Source organism: Vibrio penaeicida, from assembly GCF_019977755.1.
Classification (GTDB): Bacteria; Pseudomonadota; Gammaproteobacteria; order Enterobacterales; family Vibrionaceae; genus Vibrio; species Vibrio penaeicida.
In genome coordinates this window covers 4,063,907-4,086,615 of the sequence record NZ_AP025144.1, presented here as the reverse complement: position 1 = coordinate 4,086,615, position 22,709 = coordinate 4,063,907, and the positions used below count along the sequence as shown (strand labels likewise).

General features: G+C 46.5%; 22 protein-coding genes and 1 rRNA gene. 11 read left to right on the top strand and 12 right to left on the bottom strand.

The window, feature by feature from the left end; all coding sequences use genetic code 11:
- Window positions 1–54 precede the first annotated feature (54 nt).
- From LDO37_RS18265 to LDO37_RS18250, 4 genes are all read right to left on the bottom strand, one after another.
- Window positions 55–657 carry a thiol:disulfide interchange protein DsbA/DsbL gene (locus LDO37_RS18265; protein ID WP_101115256.1) on the bottom strand — a complete coding sequence of 201 codons (603 nt, stop codon included), beginning with the start codon at window positions 655–657 and terminating at the stop codon, window positions 55–57.
- Window positions 658–699: 42 nt separating this feature from the next.
- Window positions 700–1,686 carry a serine/threonine protein kinase gene (locus tag LDO37_RS18260; RefSeq protein ID WP_126609770.1) on the bottom strand — a complete coding sequence of 329 codons (987 nt, stop codon included), beginning with the start codon at window positions 1,684–1,686 and terminating at the stop codon, window positions 700–702.
- A gap of 48 nt (window positions 1,687–1,734) precedes the next feature.
- Window positions 1,735–3,153, bottom strand: a complete 1,419-nt coding sequence (gene ccoG, locus LDO37_RS18255; protein WP_126609771.1) for a cytochrome c oxidase accessory protein CcoG — start codon at window positions 3,151–3,153, stop codon at window positions 1,735–1,737.
- A 337-nt stretch (window positions 3,154–3,490) separates the two neighbouring features.
- On the bottom strand, window positions 3,491–3,754 hold the full coding sequence (locus tag LDO37_RS18250) for a YihD family protein (protein ID WP_126609772.1): 264 nt from the start codon (window positions 3,752–3,754) through the stop codon (window positions 3,491–3,493).
- Window positions 3,755–4,592: 838 nt separating this feature from the next.
- Between LDO37_RS18250 and LDO37_RS18245 the strand changes: the two genes are divergently transcribed.
- Together LDO37_RS18245 and trhA are read left to right on the top strand one after the other, a co-directional pair.
- Window positions 4,593–5,393, top strand: coding sequence for a sporulation protein (locus LDO37_RS18245; RefSeq protein ID WP_101115252.1), 801 nt, complete (start codon window positions 4,593–4,595; stop codon window positions 5,391–5,393).
- A gap of 166 nt (window positions 5,394–5,559) precedes the next feature.
- Complete coding sequence (trhA, locus tag LDO37_RS18240) at window positions 5,560–6,213, top strand: PAQR family membrane homeostasis protein TrhA (protein ID WP_126609773.1); 654 nt, start codon at window positions 5,560–5,562, stop codon at window positions 6,211–6,213.
- A 12-nt stretch (window positions 6,214–6,225) separates the two neighbouring features.
- Here the strand turns inward: trhA and LDO37_RS18235 are convergent, their stop codons facing one another.
- The 5 genes from LDO37_RS18235 to def form a co-directional block, all read right to left on the bottom strand.
- Complete coding sequence (locus LDO37_RS18235) at window positions 6,226–7,671, bottom strand: TrkH family potassium uptake protein (RefSeq protein WP_126609774.1); 1,446 nt, start codon at window positions 7,669–7,671, stop codon at window positions 6,226–6,228.
- 57 nt (window positions 7,672–7,728) lie between these two features.
- A complete protein-coding gene (gene trkA, locus LDO37_RS18230) occupies window positions 7,729–9,105 on the bottom strand; it encodes a Trk system potassium transporter TrkA (protein ID WP_101115249.1) in 1,377 nt (458 codons plus the stop codon).
- 81 nt (window positions 9,106–9,186) lie between these two features.
- The gene (gene rsmB, locus LDO37_RS18225; protein ID WP_126609775.1) at window positions 9,187–10,467 is read right to left on the bottom strand and encodes a 16S rRNA (cytosine(967)-C(5))-methyltransferase RsmB; all 1,281 of its coding nucleotides are present in this window, start codon (window positions 10,465–10,467) and stop codon (window positions 9,187–9,189) included.
- A 137-nt stretch (window positions 10,468–10,604) separates the two neighbouring features.
- Window positions 10,605–11,552 (bottom strand): methionyl-tRNA formyltransferase, encoded by a 948-nt coding sequence (fmt, locus tag LDO37_RS18220; protein WP_126609776.1) that lies wholly within the window; start codon window positions 11,550–11,552, stop codon window positions 10,605–10,607.
- Between the two features lie 34 nt (window positions 11,553–11,586).
- On the bottom strand, window positions 11,587–12,108 hold the full coding sequence (gene def / locus LDO37_RS18215) for a peptide deformylase (RefSeq protein WP_101115246.1): 522 nt from the start codon (window positions 12,106–12,108) through the stop codon (window positions 11,587–11,589).
- Window positions 12,109–12,225: 117 nt separating this feature from the next.
- Between def and LDO37_RS18210 the strand changes: the two genes are divergently transcribed.
- From LDO37_RS18210 to LDO37_RS18195, 4 genes are read left to right on the top strand one after another with little or no spacing between them, the layout of a single operon-like run.
- Entirely contained in the window at window positions 12,226–13,332 is a 1,107-nt protein-coding gene (locus LDO37_RS18210; RefSeq protein WP_126609777.1) for a LysM peptidoglycan-binding domain-containing protein, read from the top strand.
- Entirely contained in the window at window positions 13,333–14,433 is a 1,101-nt protein-coding gene (dprA, locus tag LDO37_RS18205; RefSeq protein ID WP_126609778.1) for a DNA-processing protein DprA, read from the top strand.
- A 2-nt stretch (window positions 14,434–14,435) separates the two neighbouring features.
- A complete protein-coding gene (locus LDO37_RS18200) occupies window positions 14,436–14,909 on the top strand; it encodes a DUF494 family protein (protein WP_101115243.1) in 474 nt (157 codons plus the stop codon).
- 13 nt (window positions 14,910–14,922) lie between these two features.
- On the top strand, window positions 14,923–15,492 hold the full coding sequence (locus LDO37_RS18195; RefSeq protein ID WP_126609779.1) for a DNA topoisomerase family protein: 570 nt from the start codon (window positions 14,923–14,925) through the stop codon (window positions 15,490–15,492).
- Between the two features lie 80 nt (window positions 15,493–15,572).
- On the opposite strand, the gene LDO37_RS18190 is transcribed toward LDO37_RS18195, so the two are convergent.
- Window positions 15,573–16,700, bottom strand: a complete 1,128-nt coding sequence (locus LDO37_RS18190) for a 5-(carboxyamino)imidazole ribonucleotide synthase (protein WP_126609780.1) — start codon at window positions 16,698–16,700, stop codon at window positions 15,573–15,575.
- A gap of 5 nt (window positions 16,701–16,705) precedes the next feature.
- Window positions 16,706–17,191 carry a 5-(carboxyamino)imidazole ribonucleotide mutase gene (purE, locus tag LDO37_RS18185; protein WP_101115240.1) on the bottom strand — a complete coding sequence of 162 codons (486 nt, stop codon included), beginning with the start codon at window positions 17,189–17,191 and terminating at the stop codon, window positions 16,706–16,708.
- Between the two features lie 192 nt (window positions 17,192–17,383).
- Here purE and LDO37_RS18180 point away from each other — a divergent pair, with 192 nt between their 5' ends.
- From LDO37_RS18180 to LDO37_RS18165, 4 genes are all read left to right on the top strand, one after another.
- On the top strand, window positions 17,384–17,941 hold the full coding sequence (locus LDO37_RS18180; protein WP_126609781.1) for an L-threonylcarbamoyladenylate synthase: 558 nt from the start codon (window positions 17,384–17,386) through the stop codon (window positions 17,939–17,941).
- 22 nt (window positions 17,942–17,963) lie between these two features.
- Window positions 17,964–18,881, top strand: a complete 918-nt coding sequence (hemF, locus tag LDO37_RS18175) for an oxygen-dependent coproporphyrinogen oxidase (protein WP_101115238.1) — start codon at window positions 17,964–17,966, stop codon at window positions 18,879–18,881.
- Between the two features lie 98 nt (window positions 18,882–18,979).
- Entirely contained in the window at window positions 18,980–19,810 is an 831-nt protein-coding gene (gene aroE / locus LDO37_RS18170; RefSeq protein WP_126609784.1) for a shikimate dehydrogenase, read from the top strand.
- A 6-nt stretch (window positions 19,811–19,816) separates the two neighbouring features.
- A complete protein-coding gene (locus tag LDO37_RS18165) occupies window positions 19,817–20,083 on the top strand; it encodes a DUF1488 family protein (RefSeq protein ID WP_126609782.1) in 267 nt (88 codons plus the stop codon).
- On the opposite strand, the gene LDO37_RS18160 is transcribed toward LDO37_RS18165, so the two are convergent.
- The gene (locus LDO37_RS18160) at window positions 20,073–20,624 is read right to left on the bottom strand and encodes a gamma carbonic anhydrase family protein (protein WP_126609783.1); all 552 of its coding nucleotides are present in this window, start codon (window positions 20,622–20,624) and stop codon (window positions 20,073–20,075) included. The two genes, LDO37_RS18165 and LDO37_RS18160, sit on opposite strands and share 11 nt — an antisense overlap.
- A 538-nt stretch (window positions 20,625–21,162) precedes the next feature.
- Between LDO37_RS18160 and LDO37_RS18155 the strand changes: the two genes are divergently transcribed.
- Window positions 21,163–22,692, top strand: a 16S ribosomal RNA gene (locus tag LDO37_RS18155).
- Window positions 22,693–22,709: the final 17 nt, after the last annotated feature.

Below are 22,709 nucleotides of genomic sequence, written 5' to 3'. Positions count from 1 at the left end.
TTAAGAATAAAAAAGGAGCCAAAGGCTCCTTTTTTAATGACTATTCAATGTGATTTACTTGAGCTTCAATAGGAAATTAACCAGCTCGAAGTACTCATCCATTGATTTAATTGATGGTGCTTGTACGAGGTATTTGTTGTTCACAACAATGGCAGGAACACCGCGTAGACCGCTGTTTTGGAATTGCTTATCGAATCGACGAACCATAGAGTCCACAGCAAAACCTTTGTATGCAGAATCGAATGCCTTGGCATCAATACCTTCATCTAGGAAGATTTGACGCAATTCTTCTTCGTTCTTTGGTGCCTTTTGCAGGTTGTGGATGCGATTGAACATAACCGGAACCATTTTATCTTCTGCTTTCAGTGCCACCATTGCCGCATAGGCTTTACTCATTGGCACGCCCATGTTGCCGCCCATGAAAGAAACGTGCACTTTAACCAGTTTCGCGTTGTCTGGCAGTTGCTTTTTAAGTTGCTGAACAACGGGTTCGAATGAATTACAGTGCGGACAGTAGAACGAGAAAAACTCTGTTACTGTTGGGGAAGAAGACGCAGGAAGATCCAGAACTTTGTAGTGTTCACCTTCACTGAATTTTGCTGCATGGGCTGAAACGCTGATAAGCACAGTTGCAATCAGTGCAAAAAGTTTTTTCATGTAGTTATTCTCCGTGTAAAACCGTGTTGGACACAGCACAACTTACCATTGAGGCGTGAGTGTCAGCGGGGCTTCTTCTAAAGCCGCCAATTGTTCCTTGAATGCAAGCACTTGACCTTCCCAGTACTTTGCGTCGCTAAACCAAGGGAATGCAACGGGAAAGGCGGGATCTTGCCATCGCTTAGCTAACCAAGCCATGTAATGTACCATTCGTAGACCGCGCAATGGCTCAATTAGTTTCAATTCATTGTGATTAAAGTTACAGAATTCTTCATAACCCTCAAGAATGATATCCAATTGAGCCAATTTATCGTGGCGTTCACCATTGAGTAGCATCCATAAGTCCTGAACGGCAGGACCATTTCGCGCATCATCTAAGTCGACAAACATCGGTCCATCTCGCCAAAGAATGTTCCCTGGATGGCAATCTCCATGCAATCGCTGTATGGCTGCACCAGAAACCCAATGCGACTCGATTCGCTCAATAAGCATGTCTAAGTCGTTGAAAAAGCTTTTTTCCAAATGCATGGGTATCAGGTTCGATTGCTGTAATAGTGCACGAGGTTGATAAAGGTATTCTTCAAAACCTAAAGTAGGACGATGTTGAAATGTCTTACTTTGAGCAACTTTGTGAATTCGACCCATAAAACGACCCACCCACTCCAACTGTTCATCGTTATCGACTTCGAATTGACGCCCGCCTACGCTATCAAAAAGCGTGAATAGATAGCCATTATACTCATGCAATGTTTGACCATTGATCACCAAAGGAGGGGCAAGAGGTATGTCTTGTTCCAGTAATTCTAAAGCAAAATCATGTTCTTCTTGGATTTGAGCCTTGCTCCAGCGCGATGGTCTGTAGAACTTAACCACATAGCGTCGCTTGTCTTCGTCTGCGAATTGATAGACTCGGTTTTCATAGCTGTTTAGGGCAAGTAACCCCGATTCCGCGCGGACTCCGATGCTTTCCAGCGCGTACCACATGAAGTCGGGAGTCAGAGCTTCAAAGTTAAAGGCATTATCAGACATACATTAAAAAAGGCGCATTACTGCGCCTTATTCCATCTTGAGAAGAGTCTATAGCTTCTTAATAAATCGGCTTTCGACTTCGACAGTAAATTGGTCACTGTCGGTGAGTATAAACTGAATCTTTGAGATGGGAGAGCGAAGTTTGTCAGGATCAGCACCAAGGCTTAAAGGAAAGTTAAGCACTTCACCCGGGCTAACCTGCACGGTTTGAGAACCATACCAAGTAACATCGCTAATCCCGCTCACGTTGAGATGGTATTCCTGCCGTTCTTGAGTTTTGTTGATGATTTTAAGGGTGTACGTGTTTTCTACGAGCCCTTCATTATTCATTCTGAACAGCTGGTTTCTATCGCGTAAGACCGATAACCCCATGGGTTCAACACTCACTACTTGGAATAGAAAAAGCCCCGTCATGAGTAACATTACCACGCCATAGCCGAGTAATTTCGGTCGCATGATGTTGGTGTGCTTGCCTGATAGTCGATGTTCGGTGGTGTAACTGATGAGCCCTTTTTCATACCCCATGCGGTCCATGGTTTTGTCACAGGCGTCAATACAAGCGCCACAGTTGATGCATTCGTATTGCAAGCCATCACGGATATCGATACCAGTCGGGCAAACCTGAACACATAGGTCGCAATCAATGCAATCCCCCAACCCTAGCTGTTTCGGGTCGGCTTTTCGAGAGCGACCGCCACGTGTTTCTCCTCGTTCTACGTCGTAACCAACGATGTAGGTATCTTTATCGAACATCGCAGATTGGAAGCGAGAGTAAGGGCACATATGAATACACATAATTGAGCGCATCCACCCTGCATTACCATAGGTACAAGCGGCAAAAAACACGACCCAAAACACAGGCCAAAAGCTGGCGTTAAACGTAAAAAAGTCGATAACCAAATCTTTGACAGGCACAAAATACCCTACAAAGGTAAAGCCGGTAACGAGGGCTATAAACCACCATGCTATGTGCTTAAGGGCTTTGCGAAGCAGAAGGTTCGAGTTCATTTTTCCGCTGTCTTGCTTTCGCCGTTTATTGGCGGCGCCTTCTAACTTCTCTTCAAACCATATGTACATAAATGTCCAAACGGTTTGAGGGCAAAGGTAACCGCACCAAACTCGCCCTAAAAATGTGGTGAGGAAGAACAGCCCAAAGGCGGCGATCATAAACAACAAGGCAAGGAGCGTAAGATCTTGAGGGAACAAGGTTGTGCCGAAGAAATTAAACTGCTGATTCCCTAAATCCAGCAATATCGCCTGACGATCGCCGTAGGGTATCCAAGGCGTTAGACCAAACATCAGCAATAGAAACCAACCACCATATCGACGGAGTTTTTGGTAGGTTCCTTTACTTTCTCGCACATAGATTTGATTGTTCGGGTTAAAACGGTCTCTTTTACCCTTATGTGTTTTAGGGTTATAGGTTTTCGGAGTCACATCTTTAACTTCGATTTTGTCCTGACTCATACAGGTGTCCTTCTTGGGCGTTTGAGGTGAAGGTTCTTTTGCCTTCACTCTTCGACATTGCTTTTTTTATTCTAGTTGTCTTGCCAGATCTCACACGAGGAAGTCGATCGTAAGAAGGTTTGTGTGTGAAGAGAGCACGACACTCTGTTTAACTACACATACAAAGAGCAAGACACAGCTCGAATTGCCTAAGGATTATACTGTTTATAAAACATTTATTTTTTTATGGGTATCAAGGTTTAATAACTTTCTTAGTAACAGTTGAGCAAAAAAATAGGCATACACAAAAGCGGCAGAAACGCCGCTTTAAGGAAAGAGAGTTGAAATACGGTTGGAATTAAAGAATACCGCGAGCTTTTAGAAGTGCTGTCTTGAAATCGTCTTCTTGATCTTTAGCTAACCCTGGAATCATGTCGTCTTTTTGACTGTTTCGCATTTTTAAATGGTAGATCAGCACATCATCGGTCAAATCTTCAAGTTTGCCTTCATATCCTGCTTCTTGAGATAACTTTTGGATGAATGCCATTAAGTTGAGATCTGACTCTTTTTGCCATTCTGGATGCATGAGCTCGATTAACTCATTGATGCGATGACATTTCATATCTTTCTCCACAAATTTCATAGTGATATTTTTTGTACGTTAACAAAATCTGTTGAAATAAAAAAGCGCAGTCTGAGACCGCGCTTTTTATTAAGCCGCTTGGGTTACTTTCTTGTCTTTTTGGCTCTCAAGAGCTGTTTTAACAACTAAGTTTACCTGTGGAGCTGGTTTGCTGCAGACTGGAGCTGAAGCAAAACCTGAACGACGTCGAGACGCACTACGGTGTGTGTGCGAAAACCTGACAGGTGTTGGGCGCATTCGTTTACCTAACAGTCAGGCACATCCTTTGCCAATCATATGGCCTGATTCACTATGAGAAAAATCTCTTCTGGCGAGCGCCAATCCTATAGAAAATCAGGAGTATAGATATGAAGTCATATCCGGCTCAAAGATTAGCATTTATTCAAAATATGTGCGAACAAAATGCTGGTTTTTTGCTCATTTTTTAGTGAGTCTCTCGTATGAATGTTGCACAAGTCCGCCGTACAGGATATGTATAGAAAATAATCGGAACTTTCTTCTGCTAATCATCACCTTATATACTCAAGTGACATCAAGGTGCTAGGTTCAGCGAGAATTAACTGGCTTTTAGACAAGGCACCGATTTGAAGATCTAGTGGTTCTAAATCGATAATCGGTAACGCAGGATGAAAGCCAGTTAAACTCGCCCTTGGGAGCTCATATACTGTCTCATTTCTTTGTCAAAGAATTTGGAAAGGACTCGTCATTCCACTGCATTCTTTTCCTTGAACTGAAACAGTATATGAAGCTCTGAATCCTACATCTTGAGGTCACTTGAGTATAAAGCAAAGGAAGAACCTAACCAGAGGAGTTGTTCATGTCTTTTTTAAAGAAAACCTTAGCCAGCTTTGGTATTGGTAGCGCCAAAGTAGATTCTATTCTTCAGCAGGAAGTGCTGATTCCGGGGCAGAATGTCAGCATTAAAATCCACGTGTATGGTGGTTCTTCTGCGCAAGAGATCGATAACATCGATTTGAAGCTTTGTTGTCGATACGTACGTGAAGTACCCGCAGACAACGACAAAAGCCACGTGCAAGAAGGGATGCAAACCAAGAAGCAAAACGTGAAATACGCGTTGGCTTCATGGCAGTTGCCTTACGCTTTTACCATTGAACCCGGTGAAGAACGTACGTTTGATGTAGAGCTGCCTATTCCATGGAATACGCCTGTAACCATCGGTGATGCCAAAGTGTGGTTGGAAACAGGGTTGGACATATCTATGGCGATTGATCCAACAGACAAAGATGTATTGACCGTCCGTCCAGATCCGTTAATGGATGGCATATTTACGGCATTAGAAGAACAGGGCTTGCGTATTCGTCAGGTTGAGTGTGAAGAAGCCAAAGGGTTTGAACTTCCATTTGTGCAAGAGTTTGAATTTGTTCCGACCACGGGACCTTACCATGGACGCTGGCGAGAGCTGGAAATTGTGGCGTATCGTGACGAAGGTGAATTAAAGCTGTGGTTTGAAGTGGATCGCCGCAAGAAAGGCATTGGTGGCATGTTGGCTGGGTTACTTGGCGGCAACGAATTAAAACGTCATTTGGTTCTGCCATCCAGTACGTCCGGTGAAGATGCAGGGCAGCAAGTATTGGCGTTTCTGGAAAGTTCGACTTAGTCAGCCCAGTAAACCTAGTCAGTCCAGAAAACATAGTCATTTGACTCTAAACAGATCTGTTGATCTGAATCGGTCTGTCTAGCCAAAATTTAAGCTTACAAGTGTACGCTGAGTGTGTCATACTTCTCTTCTGTTGAGTATTCGCTCTAAATTGAAGGAGGGGCGTATGACACGTCCTACAACAACTGAGTACAGCGTAAGTGAAGAGATAGCCAATAGCATCACACATGCGCTAGGGATGATTTGTGGCATCGTTGGGTTAGTGTTCTTGCTGATCAAAGCGGTAGATAATCATGCCGATGTGCTAACCATCACCAGTATGAGCGTATACGGCGGTAGCCTTATTCTGCTGTTTCTGGCTTCGACGGTTTATCACGCTGTGCCTTACCGCAAAGCGAAACGCTGGCTAAAAACGCTGGATCATTGCGCGATTTATCTGCTCATTGCGGGCAGCTACACACCTTTCTTATTAGTCAGCTTGCGAACCCCATTGGCCATTGGTTTGATGATCATTATTTGGTCGATCGCACTGATTGGCATCATTGCCAAAATAGCCTTCGTGTACCGATTTAAAAAACTGTCGCTGTATACGTATCTTGGCATGGGATGGTTGTCACTTGTTGTGATCTACCAATTAGCGATCACGCTCGATGTGGGTGGTCTGGTTTTACTCGCTATTGGTGGCGTAGTGTATTCCTTGGGGGTTATTTTTTACGTGAGTAAACGTATTCCCTTTAACCACGCCATCTGGCACGGGTTTGTTCTAGGTGGGGCCGCGTGCCATTTCTTTGCTATTTACTTCTTTGTTGACCCGATTTAATCGGGTTAATCACTACCTTCTCCAGAATGCGGGGAAGAAAAGCACCAGTAGTGTCAGGATTTCCAGCCTACCCATTAACATACCAATACTCAGTAACCATTTCGCAGCATCAGGAAGCGGGGCAAAATTCCCCGTCGGACCGATAACATGCCCCATGCCCGGACCAACATTCGCCACTGCGGTGACTGCTCCCGATATGGCGGTCACTGGGTCTAAACCCATAGCCCCTAATGCAGCAGCAATCACGATAATGGTGATAAAGAACATCAGCCCAAATGCGACCAACGAGCGAACGATGTCGTCGTTGACGGGGCGATGGTTGTACTTTTGGACAAAAACACCTGACGGGTGAATTAAGCGCATCATTTGTTTGTGCAGAAGGGTAAGCGCTATTTGGAATCGAAAGACTTTAATACCGCCTGATGTGGATCCAGAGCAAGCCCCTGCCATCATCATGAATGCAAAAATAACGGCAGGCAATGCGCCCCAAGCTGTGAAGTCTTCCAAACCAAACCCTGTTGTTGTTGTTACCGAGATGATGTTAAACAAGGAAACACGAATGGCGTCGGATATGGGATAGTGCTGATGGAGCCATAACCAACCAGCGACAACCAAAGAGGTGAACGAGACCAAGTAGACGAACCCTCTTACTTGCGCATCTTGCCAGAAGGAATTAAGTTCGCGCTTTTTCAGTGCAGTAACAAACAGTAAGAAGGGAAGCCCGCCAAGAAACATAAAAAGAATGCCCACCCAATGTGCTCCGTTGGAAAAGTGGTTCATGGAGCTGTCTGATGTGGAGTACCCTCCAGTGGATAGCGTGGTGAATGCATGATTTATCGCATCAAAGCCTGACATCCCAGTGAGCAAATAGCCAATCACGCACATCGCCGTCAATGTGAGGTACACGTACACGATATGAATCGCGACAATTTTTGTTCGCGGTGCACTTTTGTCAGACCAGTCAGAGCTTTCGGTTTGGAACAACCGCATGCCGCCAACATTCAGCATGGGCAAGATGGCCACCCCCATTACAATAAAGCCGATTCCTCCTAACCATTGCAAGATAGAGCGCCAAAGCAGAATGCTCGGTGCCATATCATCGAGTCCGCTGAGGACTGTTGAACCCGTGGTGGTAATCCCCGACATGGTTTCAAAATACGCGTCGGTAAAGCTGATGTGGTTAATGAATACGAAGGGCAGGGCGGCGAATGCGCTGGCGATAGTCCAAACAAGTGACGTTATCAAAAAGAGGTCTCGAACCCCAAGACGGAATTCTGCGGTTCGCCCAATGGTTAAACAAACGAATGCCACGCCGTGCAAAATCAGTACGGACTGACCAAATTCGATAAACCCAGGTGTGCCAGTGAAAAAGGCAACGGCAGTGGGGGCGTACATAAATAGGGCTAGCTTAGAGAGCACCAGTCCAATGACAAATAAGATCGGGCGTAGATGGACCATATCGACTTATTACCACGGTTTGAGCGACGCCCCAAACACAGAGCGCCAACACTGACTCTATAGGAAAAATGGGCTTGGTTGGAACAAGCGCTCCACGTCGGGCACGTATTTTTTATCGACCAAGAACATCACCACATGGTCATCTTGTTCAATCACCGTTCGGTCGTGGGCGATCAACACTTCTTCGCCACGAACAATGGCACCAATGGTGGTACCTGGTGGAAGTTTGATATCACCTACCGCACGACCTACGACTTTAGAGGTGGTTTCATCCCCATGTGCAATGGCTTCGATGGCTTCAGCCGCCCCGCGGCGTAAGGATGATACGTTGACGATATCTGCGCGTCGAACGTGTGTCAGGAGTGCAGAAATTGTGGCTTGCTGTGGTGATATTGCCACGTCAATGGTACCGCCTTGCACCAAGTCGACGTAAGCACCGCGTTGAATCAGCACCATGACCTTTTTTGCGCCCATACGTTTTGCCAGCATGGCGGACATGATATTGGTTTCGTCTTCATTGGTTAGAGCGATGAAGACATCCACTTGGTCGATGTTTTCTTCTGCGAGCAGTTCCTGATCGGCCGCGTCGCCACAGAATACAATCGTATTTTCAAGCTGTTCAGACAGCCTTTCTGCTCGCTGATAACCGCGTTCAATCAGTTTTACGCTGTACTCTTTTTCCAAGCGTTTGGCGAGGCTGGCACCAATGTTTCCTCCCCCGACTATCATGATGCGGCGGTAAGGTTTCTCAAGACGTTGGAGCTCACTCATGATAGAGCGAATGTGGTTACTCGCTGCGACGAAGAACACTTCATCATCCGCTTCAATGACGGTGGTACCTTGCGGGCGAATGGGCCTGCCTTGACGAAATATGGCCGCTACACGAGTGTCAATGTGAGGCATGTGATCACGCAGTGCAGAAAGCGCGTTCCCAACTAGTGGACCGCCATAGTAGGCCTTAACCGCAACCAAGCTGACTTTACGTTCAGCGAAACTGACCACTTGGAGTGCTCCAGGGTATTGGATCAAGCGTTCGATATAGCTCGTAACCAATTCTTCTGGTGCGATAAGGTGGTCGACGGGAATCGCACCAGATTGGAACAATGCGTCTTTTTCTGTCAAATACTCTGGCGAGCGAATACGGGCAATTCGGTTAGGGGTATTGAACAACGTAAAGGCAACCTGACATGCCGCCATATTGGTTTCATCGGTATTGGTCACCGCAACCAGCATGTCGGCATCTTGAGCACCTGCTTCACGTAAGGTGCCCGGGTGGCTGGCAAACCCATTGACCACCCGCAAGTCATACTTATCCTGCAATTCACGCAGTCGGTCTCCATTCCGGTCTACTACCGTGATGTCGTTGTTCTCACCCACTAAGTTTTCTGCAAGGGTGCCGCCTACTTGTCCGGCACCGAGTATGATGATTTTCATCGCCTACCTATTCTGCTTATCTATCCGCTTACTACTGCTGCGCCTTTTGGCGACACGTATTGAGCATGGTTGTTTTATTGCTTACGCCTGCTTTCTCAATACAGCGTAATAGAAGCCATCCATATCGTCTTCTCCCGGAAGAATTTGTCTACCCGGGCTTTCGATGTCTGACCCATCTAACGTTGCATCCGATGTGCGATTCAGAAATCTAACCACTTGATCGCGATTTTCCTGCGGGGTGATCGAACATGTCGCGTAGACAAGCGTGCCACCCGGTTTGAGCTGTTGCCACATCGCATCGAGAATCTCACCTTGCAGTTCGGCTAAGGCTTCGATGTCATCGGCTCGGCGCAGCCATTTAATGTCTGGATGACGACGGATAACCCCTGTCGCAGAACATGGCGCATCAAGCAAAATGCGGTCAAATTGTTCCCCTTGCCACCATTCTTGAGGATTCCTAGCATCACCGCAAATAACTTTCGCCTGAAGGTTGAGGCGCTTCAGGTTTTCATGAACTCGCTTGAGGCGGTTTTCGTCGCAATCTATCGCAACAACGTCGCTGTTTTGGGTGCGCTCAAGTATATGTGCTGTTTTACCACCCGGTGCTGCGCAGCAATCCAAAATCAATTCGCCATCTTGAGGTGTCAGGTAATTCAGTGACAGCTGAGCGGCGGCATCTTGTACCGATACCCAACCTTTTTCAAAACCAGGCAAGGCATGCACATCGCTCGGCGCATCCAATTTTATGGCGTCTAGTGCTTCACTGTGTGCGCTGCTATCAATGTTTGCATTTTTGAGTAACTCAAGGTACTCGTCGCGGCTGTAATGCTGGTGGTTCACGCGAAGCCACATCGGTGCTTTTTGGTTGTTTGCTTCAACAATGGTTTCCCATTGTTCTGGGTAAGCCGTTTGCAACAATTTTAGTAGCCAGCTTGGGTGGCCATATTTGCCCGCGTTGTGGCTAACCGCAACTTGATCCAATTCTTCTTGGTTTCTTTGGTAGTTACGAAGTACCGCATTGATCAAACCGCGAAGCCGAGGACCTTTGAGTGTTTTGGTGCCTTCAACCGTTTCCCCAACCGCTGCGTGTGCAGGAATTCGCATGAAACTCAGTTGGTAAATGCCCACCAGAATAAGATGATGAAACACGCGTTGCTTGCCCTTTAATGGTTTATCCATTAAATGATTGGCAATGGTTTCTAGGCGAGGGAGGTAGCGTAGTGCGCCGTAGCAAATTTCTTGCAATAGAGCGTGGTCTCGCGGGCGGATATTTTGTTGTGCGGCAGGAAGGGCGGTAGAAAGTGATTGCCCTTTATCGACAACGAGATACAAAACGTTGGCAGCTTCAGCGCGAACATTCATGATGAATACCTTAAAGCAAAGGAGGGCATCTCTGCCCTCAAAAAGTACGTATTGAAGTGAGTCTTCACTTCGTCGATATACCAATTCAATCAATCATTGATATTGGCTATTTATCCTGAAATCAGGTTGTTTCTGATTTAAACGAGCTGCGTGCCCACTTCAAACCAAGAGGCTCTTGAGTTCAATATGTCTTGAACTGGCATCGCTTTTTTACCCGGAACCTGCAGCTTTTGGAGTACAAGTACACCGTCACCTGTTGCAACGTAAATACCGGTTTTGTCCGCTTGAAGAATGGTGCCAGCCGCTTTATCGGTGGTTTGGCTCTCTAAGCGACTCTGCCAAACTTTGATGGTGTTATCTGCAGCTTCAAAATGGCTAATGGGCCATGGATTGAAGGCACGAACACAGCGCTCTAAGTGAGCGGCATCGTCATTCCAATCGATACGGGCTTCTTCTTTGCTGAGCTTCTTCGCGTAAGTGGCTTGCTCGTCATCTTGCTTGACGGGTTGCGCGTTGCCATTCGAAATATCCGCTAGGCAGTCGACAAGTGCTTCTGGACCAAGAACGGCCAGTTTGTCGTACATCGACGCACTGGTGTCGGTTGCTTCAATTGGAAGAGAGGCAATTTTCAACATATCACCCGTATCCAAGCCAATATCCATCTGCATTATGGTAACGCCAGCTTCAGCATCCCCCGCCCATACCGAACGTTGAATCGGTGCAGCACCACGCCAGCGCGGTAAAATCGAACCATGAACGTTGACGCACCCTAAACGAGGGGTATCCAATACGGCTTGTGGTAGTAACATGCCATACGCGACAACAATCATGATATCGGCATTTAGATCCACCAACGTTTGCTTCGCTTCATCAGATTTGAAGTTTTCGGGTTGGTAAACAGGAATATCGTGTTCCAGCGCCAAGCTTTTAACTGGGGTAGGGGTAAGTTTTTTACCTCGACCTGCTGGGCGGTCTGGATTGGTGTAAACCGCAATAACTTCGTGCTCCGAAGACAATAACGCCGCCAAGTGAAGGGCGGCGAAATCCGGAGTACCTGCAAAGACAATTCTTAAAGACTGACTCAAGGTAAGGTTCCTTTATGGATGAAGGTGGTTTGGATTAGGCGTTTTTCGCTTGCTTCTCATTGAAACGCTTAAGCTTCAACATCTTGTCCTGAATGCGCTTACGCTTCAGTGGCGAAAGGTAATCAACAAACAACTTGCCTTCGAGGTGATCCAATTCATGTTGAACGCAAATGGCCAAAAGCTCATCGGCTTCAAATGAGTATTCCTCACCTTCGCGATTCTTCGCTGTAACAGAAACTTCTGCCGCACGAGGCACCAAAGCACGAGCACCTGGGATAGACAGACAACCTTCTTCGATGCCATCTTCACCGCGTTTTTCGGTGATCTCAGGGTTAATCAGTACCATTGGCTGATCGCGAGTATCAGAAACATCGATAACAACGATGCGCTGATGAATATCGACTTGCGTTGCAGCAAGGCCGATGCCTTCTTCGTCGTACATGGTTTCTAACATATCGTCGACGATTTTTTGAATCTCTGGTGTCACTGCTTCGACGGGCTTAGCCACTGTGCGAAGGCGATCATCAGGGAAAGTTAATACTTGTAATACAGACATATACACTCTAAATATTGAACTGTGCCGAAACAGCTAAAACCTAGCTGGCTCAATTCTAGACATTTTATAACCTAAATGACAGCATCCTAGCCAATATTGGATAGGGAAATTGAGGTTATGAAAGGAATAATAGCCAAGTTAGGTCGTACCTCTTTAGCTATAATAACATGTGTTGTCACACATAGTGTCCTTGCAAAAAGTGATGTTTTATCGGTTAAAGAAAACGCACCGAAAACGTACGAAGTGAAAAAAGGGGATACCCTATGGGATATTTCGGCGCTTTACCTCGACAGCCCATGGCTTTGGCCACGACTCTGGCAGATTAACCCAGACATCAATGATCCTCACCTTATCTACCCTGGCGACAAGCTGACTTTGGTATGGCGAAATGGGCAACCCATGTTGAGCCGAAAGCCTCTTCTTACGCTTTCCCCCAAAGCCCGAATTCTGGATAAAGATGCGGTACCTACCTTGCCTGAAGGGCTGGTTTTGCCATACATCAACTCGGATCGGCTAGTCACTAAGGAGGTGTTAGACAGTGCAATGCGAGTGATCGGGACACAAGATGGAAGACGTTTCTTGAGCCAGCATGACCAATTGTTCATTGATGGCAAAACCACAGAGAAACATTGGGGTATCTACCGCTCTGTGGCCGAATATCAGCGCAGTGACACTGGTGAAGAAGTCTTTTCTTTGAAAATGGTTGCGACGGCAACGTTAGTAAAATCAGAAGAAAAGCTGAGTTCTTTGAAGGTTGAATCCCAGAATCAAGAAATCCTATCCAATGATTTTGCGTTACCGCATCAGCATCGCGAAGACTTGTCATTCTCCAATACATTTTATCCAGAACCAGCGCCTAAGCATGTCTCTGCGTCTATTCTTGGGTCTTTGGAAGGAAGTAAGTTTATTGGGCGTAATCAGGTTGTCATCATTGATCGCGGGCTTAACGACAAAGTGGAACAAGGCACCATGTTTGACCTTTGGGAAGAAGGGTTAGGTGTCTCTGGAAGTCGAGGCAACTATATTGTGGATGATGGGTGGCTTAGCGAAAATCTTCCGGATGTTTCTGTCGGGGAAATGATCGTTATTCGTCCGTATGCGTCTTTCAGTATTGCATTAATTACCCGTAGTAAAGCACCGATTCACACCCAAACCATGGGGCTTTCTCCGTTATTGAAAGAGCCACAAAATGACCCATTGGAAGCGAAGGACGAAGACAGTTAAATGACAGAAAATGAGTTGAGAGCTTGGCTGACATTGAGTTTTACGCCCCAATTGGGTGGTCAGTCTCTGACTCGATTACTCACTATTGATTCTCCCGTCAATTTACTTTCGTCCAGTGAAGAGCGATGGCAAGCCATAGGGCTTAAGCCGAAACAAATTCAATTCCTTAAAGCCAGTTCACATCCAGAGGTCGATGAATGCTTGGAGTGGCAGCTGGCGTCAAACCACCATATTGTTACTCTACTCGATTGTGCGTTCCCGCCATTACTCAAAGAAGTCTCTTCTCCACCAACTACATTGTTTGTTAAAGGGGACGCTCGATCTTTGAGCACCCCACAGATAGCCATGGTAGGCAGTCGAAACGCCAGCATTGAAGGGCTACAAACAGCGAGGGCGTTTGCCAAAGATTTATCCGCAAATGGGTTAGTGGTCACCAGTGGTTTGGCGCTCGGTGTGGATGGGCACGCTCACGATGGTGCGTTGGAGGGAGGTGGTCAAACTGTTGCTGTGTTGGGCTCGGGACTCGACTGCATTTACCCGGCTCGGCACAGAAAGCTAGCACAAAGGATTATTGAGCAAGGCGCGCTCGTTTCTGAATTTCGACCCAACACAAAACCCAGACCAGAGCACTTCCCGCGCCGCAATCGTATTATTAGTGGATTGTCGGTTGGCGTTTTTGTTGTCGAAGCTGCCGAACGCAGCGGGTCGTTGATAACAGCGCGATACGCAGCAGAGCAAGGTCGCGATGTTTTTGCACTGCCCGGCTCAATTCACAACCCCAATTCTAGAGGGGGGAATGCACTCATTAAGTCTGGTGCCTGCTTAGTCCAATCGTCCGAAGATATTCTCCAAGAAGTAGAAAATTTAGTTTCTTGGTCGTTTTCCCAACAAACATCTATATTTAGTGAAGAAGCCTCGCAAGAAGAATTGCCATTTCCTGAACTAATGGCTAACGTAGGGTTAGAAGCAACACCCGTTGATATTCTTGCAGAGCGGACCCATATACCTGTGCATGAAGTCATGATGCAACTACTGGAGCTTGAGCTTTCAGGGTATGTTGTTGCAGTACCTGGTGGCTATATTCGAAAGGGGAGGGGCTAACTATGATGGACATACTGATGTATTTGTTCGAGACCTATATCCACAGTGATGCGGAATTGATGGTCGATCAAGATGAGTTGGAAGATGAGCTTCTCAGAGCTGGATTCCACCAAAAAGAAATTTACAAAGCCCTGAATTGGTTAGAGGACTTGGCAGCGCTACAACAAAGCGATGCACAATCCGCCATGAGAACCAGTGCAGCTACGTCGGTACGTATATACACGCGCACTGAAATGACACGTTTAGATATAGAATGTCGTGGATTCTTGCTGTTTTTGGAGCAAGTTGAAGTGTTGACCGCCGAAACTCGTGAAATGATCATTGATCGAGTAATGGGCTTGGAAACCAGTGACTTTCAGCTGGACGATCTAAAGTGGATTGTATTGATGGTACTGTTTAATGTACCGGGTAATGAAAACGCCTACACCCAAATGGAGGAGCTCTTGTATACTACCGAGAGTGGTATTCTTCATTAATGGTTTTGGGTGAATGAGCGGTAAAATCGATTCGCAATTATTCTCTGCCCATGAGCACGCACTGGAAAAAGAACCGTGCCCTCAATGCGGTGGAGAATTGTCTTTACGTCATGGTAAACATGGTCCTTTCCTAGGGTGCAATCAGTACCCATCTTGTGACTACATTCGTACGATTGGTCAAAATGATGGTCATATTGTTAAAGAGTTAGGTGTCCCTTGTCCAGAGTGTGCTAATGAATTGGTGCTGAGGCAGGGGCGCTATGGCATGTTTATCGGTTGCAGTGCATACCCAGATTGCCATCATATTGAGTCCTTGGATGCCCCTAAAGAGGAGCAGAAAAAGGAAGAAGAGATTACCTGCCCTGAATGCAAAACGGGTTATTTGGTCGAAAGAAAGTCGCGCTATGGCAAAACGTTTTACGCCTGCAATAGCTACCCTAAATGCAAGTTTGCGGTGAATCATAAACCTATCGTCGGTTCGTGCACTGAGTGTGATTACTCACTACTGATTGAGAAGAAACTGGCATCTGGCGTTAAAGTATTGTGCGCTAATCGGAAGTGCCAGAAAGAACAAATCCAATAAAAAACGGCACTCACTAGAGTGCCGTTTTTACAGGTAATGCTGCTTTTTATTGGTAACTGCTTTTTACAGATAGGTGCGTCTTACAGAGCTTGGGCGCTTTCCTTTAATGCAGGAAAAGCATCTGCATCCAAAATATCTGCAAGCTTAACCAAAGCGGCTTTTAACGCCTCATCGTTGCTTGCACACACATTAATGTGACCCATTTTACGACCTGCACGCTTTTCCTTGCCATACCAATGCACATGGCACTCTGGCATTGCCAAAACGCTCTCTGGCACTTGGTCTTCACCCAAGATATTTACCATAGAGGTTGGGCGTACCAGCTCAGTGCTGCCTAATGGTAACCCACACACAGCGCGTAAGTGGTTCTCGAATTGGCAAGTCTCAGCACCTTGTTGAGTCCAATGACCAGAATTATGGACGCGAGGCGCGATTTCGTTTACCAGTAACTCGCCATTCACATCAAAGAACTCGAGCGCCAAAACACCCACATAATTCAAAGATTCCGCTACTGCCGTAAACGCGATATTGGCTTGTGCCTGAAGTGTTTCATCTGCAATGGCTGTCGATAGTGTTAAAACCCCATCAGTATGAACGTTCTCTGCTAGTGGGTAGATGGCGATTTCACCCGCTGCATTTCGAGCACCAACCAAAGACACTTCACGCTGAAACGGTACAAACTCTTCTGCGACAATCGCTTGGTTTGGTGTTTCAGCGATGCACTCAGACATTTCCTGCCAAATCGCATTGGCTTGTGCTTTGTCTTTTAAACGCCACTGCCCTTTTCCATCGTAACCACCAAGAGTGCTTTTCAGCACCATCGGAATGCCAACATGCTGGATGGCATTCTCAAAATCTTCTTGTGTATTGATCACGAAGTACTTGGCATTTCTCACCTTGGCATTATCGAGTAGCGATTTCTCTATACGGCGATCACCGCCAGCTTTGATGGCGTCGGTAGTCGGAAAAAACTTACCGCTTTTTTCACACTCATCAAGCACATCGTGTGGAATGTGTTCGAACTCGGCCGTTATGACATCCGCTTGCTCAATAGCCGTGGCTAAGCCATTTCCAATCATTTGTTGGGTGAGTGGGTGAACAATGTTTTCTGTGCCTACATCGAAGGCAGAAATGTGAATGTTCAATGGCGCACCAGCCAAAGACATCATTCGAGCCAGTTGACCTGCGCCTAAGACAAGAACGTGCATGGGGATCAATCCTCTGCTGGGTTCGGGTTAGCTAAAACCGTCTCAGTTTGTTCTTGGCGGAAAGCTTCAACTTTTGCCATTACTTCTTCATTGTGAGTACCAATGATCTGAGCGGCCAAAATACCGGAATTGGCTGCACCAGCCTCTCCAATAGCCAAAGTGCCCACTGCAATACCTTTAGGCATTTGTACAATTGAAAGTAGGGAGTCCATGCCTTTTAATGCACGAGATTGAACAGGAACACCTAGAACCGGCAAGCTTGTAAAGGCCGCCGCCATACCAGGTAAGTGTGCGGCACCACCTGCGCCAGCAATGATTACCTTGATGCCGCGGTCTTTAGCGCTATTGGCGTAGTCTGCCAATAATTGTGGCGTACGGTGGGCAGAAACCACTTTCGTTTCATAGGACACACCAAAGCGATCCAGCATTTCTGCTGCTAGTTTCATGGTTGGCCAATCTGATTTAGAACCCATAATAATACCGACTTGCATCTCAAAACTCCTTCAGCGCTTTCATTGGGTGAGCGGATATTTTGCGCGCATTATACGTAGAATTTTCGGTAAGGAAAACGTTTGCGCGAAATCGTTTTAAGGTTTGATACAGTTTACTGATAAATTACTTTTGGGCTGAGGGGTAAACTCTTTGTACACTACTGCCCAAATGTTAAAGATAAGGGGTTCAAATTGACCAATTTTGAAAACACAGTTCAGGCGCTCCATGATGGGGAAGTCATTGCTTACCCAACGGAAGGTGTATTTGGAGTCGGCTGTGACCCTGATAACGCAGACGCTATTCAAAAGCTACTTGAACTTAAGAAAAGACCAGTAGAAAAAGGGTTAATTCTCATCGCTGCCAATTTTGAGCAACTTAAGCCATACGTCGATGAATCTCAATTAACGGATGAAGCTCGCCAAGCGGTATTTGACACTTGGCCTGGACCAGTTACTTGGGTAATGCCTGCAAAACCTGGGTTATCAAACCTACTTTCAGGTCAATTTGATTCCATTGCCGTAAGGGTGACGGATCATCCATTGGTACAAAAACTTTGCGAGTCGTTTGGTAAACCGCTAACCTCGACCAGCGCCAACCTTACGGGTGAGCCACCGTGTATGACTTTCCAGGAGGTATACGCACAGCTGGGTGAGTACTTGGTCGCAATTTTAGAAGGTGAAACCGGTGGTCGCGATAAACCGAGTGAAATACGCGACGCTTTAACGTCTACCATATTAAGACAGGGATAACCTGCGAATATAGGAATAAGCAATGTCAGATATCGATAAAGATGCAGTAAAGTACTTTTTGTTAGAACTTCAGGACAGCATATGCCAGCAGCTTGAAGAGGTGGACGGTAAGGCTGTATTTGAAGAAGATATTTGGCATCGTGAATCGACTGAGCGCCTGGGTGGCGGAGGTCGAACTCGAGTCATGAGTGGTGGCAACGTCTTTGAACAAGGTGGCGTGAACTTTTCACATGTCTCCGGTCGAGAGATGCCTGCCTCAGCTACCGCTCACCGCCCAGAGCTTGCTGGTCGAAAATTTGAGGCGATGGGCGTGTCGCTAGTGATGCACCCGCACAACCCTTATGTACCAACCTCTCATGCCAATGTGCGTTTCTTTATTGCCGAGAAGGAAGGTCATGATCCCATCTGGTGGTTTGGTGGTGGCTTCGATTTAACCCCGTTTTATCCTTTCGAAGAAGATTGCTTATATTGGCACAACACGGCGAAAGAAATCTGCGCACCCTTTGGTGATAATGTGTATTCGGAGCATAAAAAGTGGTGCGATGAATATTTCTTCCTTCCACACCGTAACGAAACTCGTGGTGTCGGTGGTTTATTTTTTGATGACCTCAACGAATGGGGTTTTGATAAAAGCTTCGAATACATTCAAGCCGTTGGGAAGGGCTATACCGATGCGCTTGTACCCATCATTGATCGAAGAAAAGAGACCGAATATGGTGAAAAAGAGCGCCAATTTCAGTTATACCGCCGTGGTCGCTACGTCGAATTCAACTTAGTCTACGACAGAGGCACTTTATTTGGGCTACAAAGTGGTGGGCGTACTGAATCGATCTTAATGTCGATGCCTCCTTTAGCTCGATGGGAATACGACTATCAGGTTGAGCCTGGGACACCGGAAGATGATTTGTACCAAAATTACCTAAAACCTAGAGAATGGTGATTTCCAGCTATAACGCTCAGAATCCAGTCGCTTGAGGCAATTTAGGTATGATGATAGGGTCTGTACAAACGACCCTATTTAATTTTGCAGGCAAGGAAATGGCGCAACCTATCGATCAGTACGTCGTGTTTGGTAACCCTATCGGACACAGTAAATCCCCTTTTATACACACCCTTTTTGCTCGGCAAACCAATCAGTCTTTATCCTATGTAACGCGCCAAGCGCCCGTGGGTGGTTTCGTAGAATCGGCAACAGAGTTTTTTTCGCAAGGTGGGAAAGGCTGTAATGTTACCGTGCCATTTAAGGAAGATGCTTTTCAATTTGCTGATCGCCTGACCGAAAGAGCGCAATTGGCTGGGGCGGTGAATACACTAAAAAAACTCGATGATGGAGAAATCATTGGTGATAACACTGATGGTGAAGGCTTGGTTCAAGACTTATTGCAATACCAAGTACCGTTAGAAGGTGCCCGTATTTTGGTTATTGGTGCAGGTGGCGCTGCTCGCGGCGTGATAAAGCCACTTTTGGACCAATCCCCAAAAAGCATAGTGGTCACCAACCGTACATTTGCTAAAGCGAAAAAGCTTGAGGAAATGTTTAAAGAATTTGGTGATATTCGTTCTGTTCCTATGGAAGACATCAAGACTTCCTTTGATGTGGTGATCAATTCTACGTCTGCTAGTTTGAGTGGTGACCTACCCACGATTAGCTCTTCGATATTCACTTCAACAACCGTTAGCTATGACATGATGTATGGGCAGGGGCTGACAGCATTTAACCAGTGGGCTAAAGATAACCAAGTTGTCAATACTTACGATGGTCTTGGTATGTTGGTCGGGCAGGCTGCAGAAAGCTTCCTTGTATGGCGTGGGTTAAGACCTGGCGCAAAGCAAGTTCTCAGAGAACTAAGAAAAAATTTGGAAGGATAGCCTGCCATGAATCAATCAATACTCTTTCCTGATATCCAAACTTGGGATGAAGGGCATAACGCGGTACGTTTTCCTGCACAGCAATCAGGTATGTTGATCGAATGTCTCGCTTTAGTGGCTGCCATTGAACGAGTGAGTGGAGAGACAATAGAGGAAGAGCAGCAAGCTCTCACTCTATTCTCACAATACCGCTTTGATATGGAAGAGCTTGCTGAATCTTTGATAGAAGAGGAAGACTACGACGACAGCGGGCAAGTTGTTATTAGAAAGTGACTGGCTCTACTACTGTTCTGTACTCATTTTTAGTATTGACGTAGTTATCTGCGGACTTGCGCAAAAAAGCGATTTCTTTTTCACTTAATGGGCGAGCCTGTTTTACTGGGCTCCCTACATAGAGATAACCACTTTCCAATACTTTATTGGGAGGGACCAAACTGCCCGCACCAATCATGACTTCATCTTTTATGTGCACGCCGTCTAAGACGATGGCACCCATACCTACTAATACACGATCGCCTAACGTACACCCATGAAGCATGACCTTATGACCGATAGTCACTTCATTACCAATGATAAGTGGGTAGCCTTCAGGGTTTTCCGCATTTTTATGAGTTACGTGCAAAACGGAACCGTCTTGAATGTTTGTACGCTCGCCAATATGAATATGATTAACATCACCCCTGGCAGCAACAAGTGGCCAAACGCTAGAATCCTTACCTATTTTAATGTCACCCACTAAGATAGAGCTGCTATCTATATAGACACCTTCACCAATTTCAGGGCAACTACCTTTATAACTTCGAATTGAGCTCATGATTTCTCCTTAATTTAGGGCGATTAAAGGGTAAAAAGTGAAAGAAGAATAGTGAAAATACCACCTTTTGAATAAAAAACACGCAAACAACCTAGAAATTGAAAAAAACGTCAAAAAGGGCTTGCCAATGTGATGCCGATCTCTATAATGCCCCCTCGCTGACACGGGAACGCTTCGAAAGAAACGAATCGAGTCAGAGGTTAGATTAGGTAGCTGAAAAGCTAACGAAATAAACTGAAAAAAGTGTTTGACACTAACGTTTATCTCGCTAAAATAGCCGTCCGATTTGAGTGAGACTCAAATCACGCTCTTTAACAATATAGACCTATCAATCTGTGTGGGCACTCGTTGATGATAATCCAAATAGTTTCTTTGGAAACAATTTAGGTTTCAATGAACTGAGTGACCAATACGATGATAACTTTCTTAGAAAGCAATCATTGGCACAGTCAATTCATTATCGTTCTGTTGGAACGATAATAGCTTTAAATTACATACGTAGTTTGAAGTCAGTATTCATTGAGCCGAACAAAATCTTAAATTGAAGAGTTTGATCATGGCTCAGATTGAACGCTGGCGGCAGGCCTAACACATGCAAGTCGAGCGGAAACGAGAATAGCTTGCTATTCGGCGTCGAGCGGCGGACGGGTGAGTAATGCCTGGGAAATTGCCCTGATGTGGGGGATAACCATTGGAAACGATGGCTAATACCGCATAACGCCTTCGGGCCAAAGAGGGGGACCTTCGGGCCTCTCGCGTCAGGATATGCCCAGGTGGGATTAGCTAGTTGGTGAGGTAAAGGCTCACCAAGGCGACGATCCCTAGCTGGTCTGAGAGGATGATCAGCCACACTGGAACTGAGACACGGTCCAGACTCCTACGGGAGGCAGCAGTGGGGAATATTGCACAATGGGCGCAAGCCTGATGCAGCCATGCCGCGTGTATGAAGAAGGCCTTCGGGTTGTAAAGTACTTTCAGCAGTGAGGAAGGGTGTGAAGTTAATAGCTTCATATCTTGACGTTAGCTGCAGAAGAAGCACCGGCTAACTCCGTGCCAGCAGCCGCGGTAATACGGAGGGTGCGAGCGTTAATCGGAATTACTGGGCGTAAAGCGCATGCAGGTGGTTTGTTAAGTCAGATGTGAAAGCCGGGCTCAACCTCGGAACCGCATTTGAAACTGGCAGGCTAGAGTACTGTAGAGGGGGTAGAATTTCAGGTGTAGCGGTGAAATGCGTAGAGATCTGAAGGAATACCAGTGGCGAAGGCGTACCTGGACAGATACTGACACTCAGATGCGAAAGCGTGGGGAGCAAACAGGATTAGATACCCTGGTAGTCCACGCCGTAAACGATGTCTACTTGGAGGTTGTGGCCTTGAGCCGTGGCTTTCGGAGCTAACGCGTTAAGTAGACCGCCTGGGGAGTACGGTCGCAAGATTAAAACTCAAATGAATTGACGGGGGCCCGCACAAGCGGTGGAGCATGTGGTTTAATTCGATGCAACGCGAAGAACCTTACCTACTCTTGACATCCAGAGAACTTAGCAGAGATGTTTTGGTGCCTTCGGGAACTCTGAGACAGGTGCTGCATGGCTGTCGTCAGCTCGTGTTGTGAAATGTTGGGTTAAGTCCCGCAACGAGCGCAACCCTTATCCTTGTTTGCCAGCACGTAATGGTGGGAACTCCAGGGAGACTGCCGGTGATAAACCGGAGGAAGGTGGGGACGACGTCAAGTCATCATGGCCCTTACGAGTAGGGCTACACACGTGCTACAATGGCGCATACAGAGGGCGGCCAACCAGCGATGGTGAGCGAATCCCAAAAAGTGCGTCGTAGTCCGGATTGGAGTCTGCAACTCGACTCCATGAAGTCGGAATCGCTAGTAATCGTGGATCAGAATGCCACGGTGAATACGTTCCTTGTACACACCGCCCGTCACACCATGGGAGTGGGCTGCAAAAGAAGTAGGTAGTTTAACCTTCGGGGGGACGCTTACCACTTTGTGGTTCATGACTGGGGTGAAGTCGTAACAAGGTAGCCCTAGGGGAACCTGGGGCTGGATCACCTCCTTATACGATGATTGTCGCGA

Excerpts from the sequence above, each read along its gene's own strand:
- LDO37_RS18265 (WP_101115256.1), bottom strand. The coding sequence starts at position 657 with ATGAAAAAACTTTTTGCACTGATTGCAACTGTGCTTATCAGCGTTTCA.
- LDO37_RS18260 (WP_126609770.1), bottom strand. The coding sequence starts at position 1,686 with ATGTCTGATAATGCCTTTAACTTTGAAGCTCTGACTCCCGACTTCATG.
- ccoG (WP_126609771.1), bottom strand. The coding sequence starts at position 3,153 with ATGAGTCAGGACAAAATCGAAGTTAAAGATGTGACTCCGAAAACCTAT.
- LDO37_RS18250 (WP_126609772.1), bottom strand. The coding sequence starts at position 3,754 with ATGAAATGTCATCGCATCAATGAGTTAATCGAGCTCATGCATCCAGAA.
- LDO37_RS18245 (WP_101115252.1), top strand. The coding sequence starts at position 4,593 with ATGTCTTTTTTAAAGAAAACCTTAGCCAGCTTTGGTATTGGTAGCGCC.
- trhA (WP_126609773.1), top strand. The coding sequence starts at position 5,560 with ATGACACGTCCTACAACAACTGAGTACAGCGTAAGTGAAGAGATAGCC.
- LDO37_RS18235 (WP_126609774.1), bottom strand. The coding sequence starts at position 7,671 with ATGGTCCATCTACGCCCGATCTTATTTGTCATTGGACTGGTGCTCTCT.
- trkA (WP_101115249.1), bottom strand. The coding sequence starts at position 9,105 with ATGAAAATCATCATACTCGGTGCCGGACAAGTAGGCGGCACCCTTGCA.
- rsmB (WP_126609775.1), bottom strand. The coding sequence starts at position 10,467 with ATGAATGTTCGCGCTGAAGCTGCCAACGTTTTGTATCTCGTTGTCGAT.
- def (WP_101115246.1), bottom strand. The coding sequence starts at position 12,108 with ATGTCTGTATTACAAGTATTAACTTTCCCTGATGATCGCCTTCGCACA.
- LDO37_RS18210 (WP_126609777.1), top strand. The coding sequence starts at position 12,226 with ATGAAAGGAATAATAGCCAAGTTAGGTCGTACCTCTTTAGCTATAATA.
- dprA (WP_126609778.1), top strand. The coding sequence starts at position 13,333 with ATGACAGAAAATGAGTTGAGAGCTTGGCTGACATTGAGTTTTACGCCC.
- LDO37_RS18200 (WP_101115243.1), top strand. The coding sequence starts at position 14,436 with ATGATGGACATACTGATGTATTTGTTCGAGACCTATATCCACAGTGAT.
- LDO37_RS18195 (WP_126609779.1), top strand. The coding sequence starts at position 14,923 with ATGAGCGGTAAAATCGATTCGCAATTATTCTCTGCCCATGAGCACGCA.
- LDO37_RS18190 (WP_126609780.1), bottom strand. The coding sequence starts at position 16,700 with ATGCACGTTCTTGTCTTAGGCGCAGGTCAACTGGCTCGAATGATGTCT.
- purE (WP_101115240.1), bottom strand. The coding sequence starts at position 17,191 with ATGCAAGTCGGTATTATTATGGGTTCTAAATCAGATTGGCCAACCATG.
- hemF (WP_101115238.1), top strand. The coding sequence starts at position 17,964 with ATGTCAGATATCGATAAAGATGCAGTAAAGTACTTTTTGTTAGAACTT.
- aroE (WP_126609784.1), top strand. The coding sequence starts at position 18,980 with ATGGCGCAACCTATCGATCAGTACGTCGTGTTTGGTAACCCTATCGGA.
- LDO37_RS18165 (WP_126609782.1), top strand. The coding sequence starts at position 19,817 with ATGAATCAATCAATACTCTTTCCTGATATCCAAACTTGGGATGAAGGG.
- LDO37_RS18160 (WP_126609783.1), bottom strand. The coding sequence starts at position 20,624 with ATGAGCTCAATTCGAAGTTATAAAGGTAGTTGCCCTGAAATTGGTGAA.